This is a genomic window from Actinomadura sp. NPDC049753 (assembly GCF_040674655.1).
In the GTDB taxonomy this organism is placed as follows: Bacteria; Actinomycetota; Actinomycetes; order Streptosporangiales; family Streptosporangiaceae; genus Spirillospora; species Spirillospora verrucosospora.
Genome location: NZ_JBFARL010000268.1, coordinates 1 through 9,027, shown reverse-complemented (window position 1 = coordinate 9,027; position 9,027 = coordinate 1). Strand labels below are relative to the sequence as shown.

The 9,027-nt window shown below is 71.7% G+C and carries 9 protein-coding genes; 2 read left to right on the top strand and 7 right to left on the bottom strand.

Annotation, left to right across the window (positions count from 1 at the left end):
• Window positions 1–130: 130 nt before the first annotated feature.
• From AB0K37_RS37825 to AB0K37_RS37805, 5 genes are all read right to left on the bottom strand, one after another.
• On the bottom strand, window positions 131–1,258 hold the full coding sequence (locus tag AB0K37_RS37825) for a glycosyltransferase family 4 protein (protein ID WP_363989811.1): 1,128 nt from the start codon (window positions 1,256–1,258) through the stop codon (window positions 131–133).
• A 70-nt stretch (window positions 1,259–1,328) separates the two neighbouring features.
• A complete protein-coding gene (locus AB0K37_RS37820) occupies window positions 1,329–2,963 on the bottom strand; it encodes a ubiquinol-cytochrome c reductase cytochrome b subunit (RefSeq protein WP_363989809.1) in 1,635 nt (544 codons plus the stop codon).
• Window positions 2,960–4,057 (bottom strand): Rieske 2Fe-2S domain-containing protein, encoded by a 1,098-nt coding sequence (locus tag AB0K37_RS37815; protein ID WP_363989806.1) that lies wholly within the window; start codon window positions 4,055–4,057, stop codon window positions 2,960–2,962. The genes AB0K37_RS37820 and AB0K37_RS37815 overlap by 4 nt, the downstream gene beginning before the upstream one ends.
• Window positions 4,054–4,965, bottom strand: a complete 912-nt coding sequence (locus tag AB0K37_RS37810) for a c-type cytochrome (protein WP_363989804.1) — start codon at window positions 4,963–4,965, stop codon at window positions 4,054–4,056. Before AB0K37_RS37810 ends, AB0K37_RS37815 begins: the two co-directional genes overlap by 4 nt.
• 44 nt (window positions 4,966–5,009) lie before the next feature.
• Window positions 5,010–5,594: a heme-copper oxidase subunit III gene (locus AB0K37_RS37805; protein ID WP_345186166.1), complete on the bottom strand. Its 585-nt coding sequence runs from the start codon at window positions 5,592–5,594 to the stop codon at window positions 5,010–5,012.
• 164 nt (window positions 5,595–5,758) lie between these two features.
• On the opposite strand from AB0K37_RS37805, the gene AB0K37_RS37800 reads away from it, so the two are divergent.
• Together AB0K37_RS37800 and trpD are read left to right on the top strand one after the other, a co-directional pair.
• Window positions 5,759–6,181 (top strand): hypothetical protein, encoded by a 423-nt coding sequence (locus AB0K37_RS37800; RefSeq protein ID WP_363989802.1) that lies wholly within the window; start codon window positions 5,759–5,761, stop codon window positions 6,179–6,181.
• 69 nt (window positions 6,182–6,250) lie between these two features.
• Window positions 6,251–7,300 carry an anthranilate phosphoribosyltransferase gene (gene trpD / locus AB0K37_RS37795; protein WP_363989800.1) on the top strand — a complete coding sequence of 350 codons (1,050 nt, stop codon included), beginning with the start codon at window positions 6,251–6,253 and terminating at the stop codon, window positions 7,298–7,300.
• Window positions 7,301–7,335: 35 nt separating this feature from the next.
• On the opposite strand, the gene AB0K37_RS37790 is transcribed toward trpD, so the two are convergent.
• Both AB0K37_RS37790 and AB0K37_RS37785 read right to left on the bottom strand, forming a co-directional pair.
• Window positions 7,336–8,145 (bottom strand): ABC transporter permease, encoded by an 810-nt coding sequence (locus tag AB0K37_RS37790; RefSeq protein WP_363989797.1) that lies wholly within the window; start codon window positions 8,143–8,145, stop codon window positions 7,336–7,338.
• Window positions 8,145–8,990, bottom strand: coding sequence for an ABC transporter permease (locus tag AB0K37_RS37785; protein ID WP_363989814.1), 846 nt, complete (start codon window positions 8,988–8,990; stop codon window positions 8,145–8,147). The genes AB0K37_RS37790 and AB0K37_RS37785 overlap by 1 nt, the downstream gene beginning before the upstream one ends.
• Between the last annotated feature and the right edge of the window lie 37 nt (window positions 8,991–9,027).

Here is a 9,027-nt window from a genome sequence, read left to right as displayed (position 1 = left end):
GGCGTCCAGCCGCAGCACCCGGAACTTGGTGCCCTCTCCGCCGGTGATCCATTCGGCCAGCGCGCGCCGGTTCTCCGCCCGTTCCAGGTCCCCGAGCGGGGGCGGGTCCTCACCCTGGGGACGGTGTCGTTCAGGGCGCCAGCAGGTTTCCCAGGCGGCTCGCCTGGACGTCCCAGCGCCACTCCCGTTCGATCCAGGCCCGGCCCTTCTCCCCCATGGCGCGGGCCCGGTCCGGGTCCGCGAGAAGGCCCGCCACGGCTTCGGCGATGCCGGGGACGGAGCGGCCCGGCACCACGAGGCCCGTCTCGCCGTCCAGGACGGCGTCGGGAGCGCCGCCCGAATCGCCCGCGACGACCGGGAGCCCGGTCGCGGACGCCTCCAGGTACACGATGCCGAGGCCCTCCACGTCCAGGCCGCGGCGGCGGGTGCGGCACGGCATCGCGAAGACGTCGCCCGCGTCGAAGTGGGCGGGCAGCTCCTCCCAGGGGACGCCGCCGGTGAAGACGACCGAACCGCCGACGCGCAGGGACGCGGCGAGGCGCTCCAGGTCGCCGCGGTAGGGCCCGCCGCCGACGAGGAGCAGCGCGGCGTCCGGCACGGACTCCAGGACCCGGGGCCAGGCGCGGAGCAGGGCGTCCTGCCCCTTGCGCGGGACCAGGCGGGACACGCACACCGCCACCGGACGGCCGGTCAGCCCGTGCCGCTGCCGGATCTCCGCCCCGCCCGCGCCCCGGTGGAAGAGCGTCTCGTCGACTCCGGGCGCGAGCCGGGCCATCCGCGCCGCGGCCTCGGGAGACAGGGCCCGCGCCATCCGGGAGCGGGTGTACTCGCCGAGGTAGGTCAGGACGTCGACGCCGTCCCCGATGCGGCCCAGCAGGGTGCGCGCCACCGGCAGCGACGCCCAGCCGGCCTCGTGCCCGTGCGTGATCCCGATGAGCCGCCGCGCCCCCCGGCGCCGCAGCGCCGGGGCCAGCAGGCCGAGGGGCGCCGCCGCGCCGAACACGACCGAGTCGCAGCGCTCCGCGCGCAGCACGTCCGCGGCCCGGCGCAGCACGCCCGGCTCCGGCAGCATGAGGGAGCCGGGATGCCGGACGACGGGGAACGGCTGCGCCGCGTCGAATTCCGCGGCGCCCTTCCAGGCCGGCGCGTAGACGACGACCGAACCGGGCGGGCGGCGCTGGGCGAGGCCGTGCACGAAGGCCTGGATGCCGCCCGGGCGCGGCGGGAAGTCGTTGGTGACGAACAGGGTCCTGGTCATCGCGGGCCGCCCGGGATGCGCGAGGGCCCGCCACCGGCGATGCGGTGACGGGCCCCCGAAGCGCGGACGATCAGTGCCGGACCTCGTGCGACGTGGCGCCGCCCTCGATCTCGGCCTGCTCGCCGTGCGGGTGCTCGTGCTCCTCGACGGGGATGTCGTCGAACGTCCACGCGCGGTTGAGGCGCGAGCGCAGGTGCCCGATCGGGCCCTTGGTGCCGGGCGCCGGGATGCCCTTGGCGTCCCGGGCCGGGGCCTCGGGCCGGGCGTTCTCCTTGGAGAGCAGGACGTGGCGCTCCTCGTCGCGCGGCGCCTCGTGCCGCTCGGAGAACTTCCCGTCCGGCGACATCAGGATCACGCCGCTCTCCACGCCGTGCCCGACGACGTCGGCGTCCTTGCGCTGCAGGCCCAGGCAGATCCGCTTGGTGATGACGAACGCGATGATCGGCCCGAGGAAGAACGCGACCCGGAAGAACCACGTCGTCGCGAACAGGGACACGTGGAACTTCTCGGCGAGGACGTCGTTGGCACCGGCGAGCCACAGCAGCCCGTAGAAGGTGACCGCGGCGATGCCCGTCGCCGTGCGGACCGGGGCGTTGCGCGGCCGGTCGTTCACGTGGTGGTGGCGCTTGTCGCCGGTCACCCACTGCTCGACGAACGGCCAGGCCGCCGCGCCGCCGAACACGATGCCGAGCGGCACCAGCGCCGGGATCAGCACGTTGAAGCTGACCGTGTGGCCCCAGGCGGAGACCTCCCAGTTCGGCATGATGCGCAGCGCGCCCTCGAGGACGCCCATGTACCAGTCGGGCTGGGAGCCCGACGAGATCGCGCCGGGGTCGTACGGGCCGAACAGCCAGATCGGGTTGATCTGGGCGAACGCGCCGAGCAGCGCGAGGACGCCGAAGGTGAACAGGAAGTAGGCGCCCGTCTTGGCCATGAAGACCGGGTAGAACGGGTAGCCGTACACCTGCTGTTCGGTCTGGTTCTTGACCGGCATCGCCGTGTGCTTCTGCACCCACATGATCATCATGTGCGCGGTGACCAGGCCGAGCAGGAGGCCCGGGATGAGCAGGATGTGCAACATGTACAGACGCGGAACGATGTCCTGGCCGGGGAACTCTCCGCCGAACAGGAACATGTAGCCGTAGGTGCCGACGACCGGGATCGCCTCCAGGACGCCCTGCGTGATGCGCAGACCGGTGCCGGACAGCAGGTCGTCGGGCAGCGAGTACCCGAACAGGCCCTCCAGCATGCCCAGCGTGAACATGCCGATGCCGATCAGCCAGTTCAGCTCGCGCGGCTTGCGGTAGGCGCCGGTGAAGAACACGCGCAGCATGTGCGCGAGGATCGACGCCATGAACAGGATCGCGGCCCAGTGGTGGATCTGCCGCATGAGCAGGCCGCCGCGCACGTCGAACGAGATGTGCAGCGTCGAGGCGTAGGCCTCGGACATCGTCACGCCCCGCAGCTTCGTGTACGAGCCCTCGTACACGGTCTCCGTCATGCTCGGCTGGAACCAGAGCGTCAGGAACGTCCCGGTCAGCAGCAGGATGATGAAGGAGTACAGGGCGATCTCGCCCAGCATGAAGGACCAGTGGTCCGGAAAGACCTTCTTCATGTTCCGCTTGAAGAAGGTGGTGGAGCCGAGGCGGTCGTCGAGGAACGTCAGGGGCGCCTCGACCGCCTTGGGGGCTGTCGCCTCGCTCATCCGCGCTCCCAGAAGCTCGGTCCGATGGGTTCGTGGTAGTCGCTCGTGGCGATGAGGTACCCGTCCTCCACGGACAGCGGCAGCTGCGGCAGCGACCGCGCCGCCGGCCCGAAGATCACCTTCGCCGCGTCGGTGGCGTCGAACGTCGACTGGTGGCACGGGCACAGGATGTGGTGGGTGGTCTGCTCGTACAGGGCCGCGGGGCAGCCGACGTGCGTGCACACCTTGGAGTAGGCCACGATCCCGTTGACGTGCCAGTTCTCGCGGCCCTTGGCCGGCTTGAACTCGTTGGCGGGGACGTTGATGAGGATGGTGACGGCCTTGGCGTTCTGGGTGAGCACCTGGTCCTCGGGGACCTCCTCCTCGATCCCCTCGGGCAGGACCGTGATCATCGAGCCCGGGGTGGAGAAGTCGCTGACCCGCAGCGGCTTGTTGGTGCCGTCGACGACCAGGCGGGCGCCCTTCTTGCCCTCCGCCTTCGCCTTCTTGACGGCCTCGCCCCAGTAGGTGTGGCGGAGCCGCTTCTCCGGCAGCGGGCCGAGGTCGCGCAGCAGCACCAGCGGGGCCAGGCCGAGCGGCGCGGCGGCCAGCAGCAGCGTGCGGCGCAGCAGGGGCCGCTTGGTGATGCCGCTGTCGGCGGCGCCCTCAAGGAAGTCCTCGGTGAAGGCCGCCCGGGTCTCCTCGTCGGCGGCCAGCTCGTGCCGCTCCTGGACGATCGGCTTGCTGGTCATCAGGCGGCGCACCCAGATGGTGACGCCGAAGGCCAGCGCGAGGAACGACAGCGCCATCAGGCCGCCGAGCCACAGGTTGCTCTCGCGCGCCCGGGTGACGCCGTGCATGCCGCCGTCGCGACCGCTCCAGCCGATGAAGTAGGCGATGAACCCCACGCTGGCGGCGAACGCGACCAGGAAGAGCGTCGCGACGATCCGCTCGGCGCGCTTGGCCGACGCCTCGTCGAGCTGGTCGCCCACGCCCGCGGGCGCCGAGATGTCGTCCTCCGCGAGCAGGGCCTTCTCGCGCGCCGGGGACGGCGTGCCGATCACGCGTTCGCGCGGGGCGGGCCGGCCCGCCGTGTCCTTGTTGTCGTCGCTCATGACTTCTTCAGCTTCTTCGGCTTCTTCGCGGTGATCCACATGGCGGCCAGGACCAGCAGGCCGATGCCGACCAGCCAGCCGGCCAGCCCCTCGGTCACCGGGCCGATGCGGCCGAGGCCGTTACCGCCGGGGTTCGGCTCCTCGCGCGTCTGGACGAGGTAGGCGATGATGGCCTGCTTGTCCTTCGGCGTGAGCGTCGTGTCGTTGAACACGGGCATCGCCTGCGGGCCGGTCAGCATGGCCTCGTACATCTGGGTGGGCGTGACGTCGGGGTTCGACAGCGAGGGCGCGTACTTGCCGCCGGTCAGCGCGCCGCCCTGGCCGGTGAAGTTGTGGCACTGCGCGCAGTTGGTGCGGAACAGCTTCCCGCCGAGCGCGACGTTGCCGGTCTTCGGGTCCACGGCCGACGCCGGGGGGACCGCCGGGCCGCCGCCGAGCGAGGCGACGTAGGCGCTGAGGTCGGAGAGGTTCTTCTCCGCCTGCGCCTTCTGCCTCTCGGCCGCCTCCCGCTTGTCCTTCTCCTCGAAGTCGGTCTTGATCGAGGTGTTGAACTCGGGGATCGGCGTCTTGCGCGGCATCTGCGCGCCGGGGTTCGCCGCGGGCATGCGGCCCGAGCCGACCTGGAAGTCGACGGACGCGGCGCCGACGCCGATCAGGCTCGGGGCGATCGGGTTGCCCTTGGCGTCCTTGGTGCCCTCGGCGTTCAGCCCGTGGCAGCTCGCGCAGTTCTTGTTGAACAGCTGCTGGCCGTTCTTCAGGTCCTGCGCCGCCTGGGCTGTGGTCTGCGCCTCGGCGCGGTCAGTCCGCGGCGAGAAGCCGGCGTAGATCGCGCCGATCGCCGCCAGGGCCGCCAGCACGACGGCGTAGCCCGCCCACGGGCGCCGTCGCCATGCGGTGATCCTTTTCACGGAAGTCCCCGTTCGGGTCATGTCGGTCGGGTCGGTCGGGTCGGTCAGATGTCGAGCAGGTAGACGACCGAGAACAGGCCGATCCACACCACGTCGACGAAGTGCCAGTAGTAGGAGACGACGATCGCGCTCGTCGCCTGCTCGTGCGTCCACCGCTTGGCGGCGTAGGTGCGTCCCAGGAGGAACAGGAACGCCACGAGGCCGCCGATGACGTGCAGGCCGTGGAAGCCGGTGGCCAGGTAGAAGACCGAGCCGTAGGCCGAGGACGAGAAGGTGAGGCCGTCCTTGGTGACCAGCTGGGAGTACTCGTAGGCCTGGCCGGCGACGAAGTAGGCGCCCATGAGGAACGAGAGCACGTACCACTCGCGCAGGCCCCAGCGCGCCACGTTGAACACGCTTCCGTCACGTCCGACCTTGCCGGCCTCGGCCTTGAACACGCCCATCTGGCAGGTCACCGAGGACAGCACCAGGATGGTCGTGTTGACGGCCGACAGCGGCAGGTCCAGCGGGGCGCCCGGCCACGCGTGGTGGCCGGACTGGCCGATCGTCACAGAGCGGATCGTGAAGAACATCGCGAACAGCGCCGCGAAGAACATCAGCTCGGACGACAGCCAAACGATCGTCCCCACGCTGACCAGATTGGGACGGTTCGCCCGTGCGTGAGGTGTTGTCTCTATCGCGGATGCTGTCACGCCAGCATTATTGCGCCCCTATCCAGTGACTGACGCATGACCCCCCTTCTAGGGTTCCCCGAGCGTGTCACCGGTGCCGCGACCCGGTACCCTTCAGGTCCATGAGCACCGCCCCGGAGAGCCCGATGAAGGTCCTCGTCTACAGCGACGACGCGAACACGCGCGCCGAGATCAGGATGGCGATCGGGCGCCGGCCCGCCGCCGACCTCCCGAAGGTCGAGTTCGAGGAGTGCGCCACCCAGCCCGCCGTCGTGGCGCGGCTCGACCAGGGCGGCGTCGACGTCCTGATCGTCGACGGCGAGGCGCAGCCCGCGGGCGGTCTCGGCGTGTGCCGCCAGGCCAAGGACGAGGTGTACGACTGCCCGCCCGTCCTGGCGATCATCGGCCGCCGCGACGACGGCTGGCTCGCCACCTGGTCGCGCGCCGACGCCGTGGTGGGCCTGCCCATCGACCCGATGGCCCTCGCGAAAGCCCTCGCCGGCCTCATGCGGCAGCGCATCCAGAACCGCCTCCCGGCCCTGTAGCCGGCGGACCGCACCGCCTCCCCGCACCGCACTCCCCCGCAACGCACCCACCACGACCCTGTAGGCGACATGGACGCGCGCACCACCTGGCCCGCACTGCTCAACGCCCTCGTGTCGGGCGACTCGCTGTCCAGCGAGGAGACCACCTGGGCCATGAACAGCATCATGTCCGGCGAGGCCACCGACGTGCAGATCGCGGGCTTCGCCGTGGCGCTGCGCGCCAAGGGCGAGACGGTCGAGGAGGTCACCGGCCTCGCCGCGGGGATGATGGACAACGCCACCCCCATCGAGGTTCCCGGCCGCATCGCCGACCTCGTCGGGACGGGCGGCGACCGCGGCCACACCGTCAACGTCTCCACGATGGCCGCCGTGGTCGCGGCCGCGGCGGGCGTGCGGGTCGTCAAGCACGGCAACCGCGCCGCGTCGTCCTCGTGCGGCGCCGCCGACCTGCTGGAGCACCTCGGCGTCGCGATCGACCTGCCCCCCGAGGCCACCGCGCGGGTCGCCGACGAGGTCGGCATCACCTTCTGCTTCGCGCCGCTCTACCACCCGGCCCTGAAGTACGCCTCCCGCACCCGCAGCGAACTGGGCACGCCCACGGTCTTCAACTTCCTCGGCCCGCTGACCAACCCGGCGCGCCCCCTGGCCCAGGCCGTCGGGGTGTTCCACCCGCGGATGGCGGGCGTGATGGCGGGCGTGTTCGCCGCGCGCGGCTGCTCCTCGCTGGTCTTCCGGGGCGACGACGGGCTGGACGAGCTGACCACCACGGGCACCTCCACCGTGTGGGTCGTGCGCGACGGGACGGCGACGGAGACGACCTTCGACCCCTCCGACCTCGGCATCCCGCCGGCCAAGCCCGAGGACCTGCGCGGCGCCGACGCGGTGTTCAACGGGCGGGTGGCCCGCGAGACGTTCGGCGGACGGCGGGGGCCCGTCCGCGACATGGTCCTGCTGAACGCCGCCGCGCTCATCACCGCCTACGAGGGGACGCCGGCCGCCGCCGACCTCACCGCGACGCTGGGGGCCGCCTACGAGCGCGCCGCCGCAGCGGTCGACTCGGGGGGCGCCGCCTCCCTCCTCGACCGCTGGGTCGACGCCTCCCGGCGCCTGCGGGGCTGACGCTCAGGGCCCGCCCGCACCGGCCCCGGCCGGGCTCACGCGACGCCGCGGGCGCCGCTGGACAGCCGCTGCGCGATCCAGATCGGGATGACCGACAGCACGATCAGGGCGGCGGCGAGCACGTTGACGACCGGGGCCTGGTTGGGCCGGAACAGGTTGTTGAAGATCCAGATCGGCAGGGTCTGGGCGCCCGGTCCGGCGGTGAACGTGGTCACGATGATCTCGTCGAAGGACAGCGCGAACGACAGCAGCCCCCCGGCGAGCAGCGCCGAGCGCAGCGCCGGGAACGTGACGTGCCAGAACGTCTGGAACGTGTCGGCGCCGAGGTCGGCGGACGCCTCCTCCAGGCTGGTGCCCGTGCGCCGCAGCCGGGCGAGCACGTTGTTGAAGATCGTGACGACGCAGAACGTGGCATGCCCGACGATCACGGTGAACAGGCCGAGCCCGATCCCGAGCGGCTTCAGCACGACCTGGAAGGCGTTGCTGAGCGCGATGCCGGTGACGATGCCGGGCAGCGCGATCGGCAGCACGACGACCAGCGAGACCGTCTCGCGTCCGAAGAACCGGTACCGCGCCACCGCGAAGGCCGCCATGGTGCCGAGGACGAGCGCGGCCGCCGTCGCGCCGAGGCCCGCCTTGACGCTGGTCAGGACGGCCTGCCGGGCGCCCTCGTTGTGCAGCGCCTGCGACCACCAGCGCCCGGTGAACCCCGACGGCGGCCAGCCGAACGCGGTGTCGGCGTTGAAGGAGTTGACCAGCACGACCAGCAGCGGCACGTAGATGACGGCGAGGCCGAGGAACATCATGACGCGCAGGGCGATCCGCGCGGCGGGCGAGAGGGTCATCACAGCTCCCTGAGCGCGCCGGTGCGGCGGGCCGCGGCGAGGTAGCCGAGCATCACCACCACCGGGATCGTGGCGACCGCCGCCGCGAACGGCAGGTTGTTGGCGGCGCCGATGTTGTCGTAGACGACGTTGCCGAGCAGCTGGCTCCGGCCGCCGACGATCTTCACGGTGATGTAGTCGCCGAGCGACAGCGAGAACGTGAAGATCGATCCGGCCACCAGCGAGGGGAACACCAGCGGCAGCACGACGGACCGCAGCGTGCGCAGCGGGTGGGCGCCGAGGTCGCCGGAGGCGTCCAGCAGCGAGTCCGGGAGCCGCTCCAGGCCCGCGTAGACCGGAAGGATCATGTACGGCAGCCACAGGTAGGCCAGCACGAGCACGGTCGCCGTGAGGCCGTAGCCGGGGCTGGAGAGCCCGAACGGCCCCAGCACCTGGTCGACGAGGCCGCCCTGCGAGAGCATCACCCGCCACGCGTACGCCTTGACGAGGTAGGCGGCCCACAGCGGCGCCAGGATCGCTATCACCAGGTAGGGCCGGTGCCGCGGCCTGGCGACCTTGGCCATGTACAGCGCCATCGGGAAGCCGATCGCGGTGTCGATGAGGGTGACGGCCGCCGCGACGCCGAGGCTGCGCAGCGCGACCGTCCGGTAGACCGGCTCGTCGACGAGGGTCTGGAAGTTGGCGAGCGTGAACTGCCGGACGACCTCGCCGGTGAAGACGTCGGTGGTCCAGAAGGCGGTCAGGAAGATCGCGGCGAGGGCGCCGAGATAGACGACGACCAGCCAGGCGAGCGGCGCCGACAGCAGCAGCGAGCACCCGCTCGGACCGGAGTCCCTCGGCGCCAAGGCCGGCTGGGTCGTCGGCTGCGGGACGCCCGAGGAC

Coding starts and splice junctions, on each gene's coding strand:
- AB0K37_RS37825 (WP_363989811.1), bottom strand. CDS start 1,258: ATGACCAGGACCCTGTTCGTCACCAACGACTTCCCGCCGCGCCCGGGC.
- AB0K37_RS37820 (WP_363989809.1), bottom strand. CDS start 2,963: ATGAGCGAGGCGACAGCCCCCAAGGCGGTCGAGGCGCCCCTGACGTTC.
- AB0K37_RS37815 (WP_363989806.1), bottom strand. CDS start 4,057: ATGAGCGACGACAACAAGGACACGGCGGGCCGGCCCGCCCCGCGCGAA.
- AB0K37_RS37800 (WP_363989802.1), top strand. CDS start 5,759: ATGAGCACCGCCCCGGAGAGCCCGATGAAGGTCCTCGTCTACAGCGAC.
- trpD (WP_363989800.1), top strand. CDS start 6,251: ATGGACGCGCGCACCACCTGGCCCGCACTGCTCAACGCCCTCGTGTCG.
- AB0K37_RS37790 (WP_363989797.1), bottom strand. CDS start 8,145: ATGACCCTCTCGCCCGCCGCGCGGATCGCCCTGCGCGTCATGATGTTC.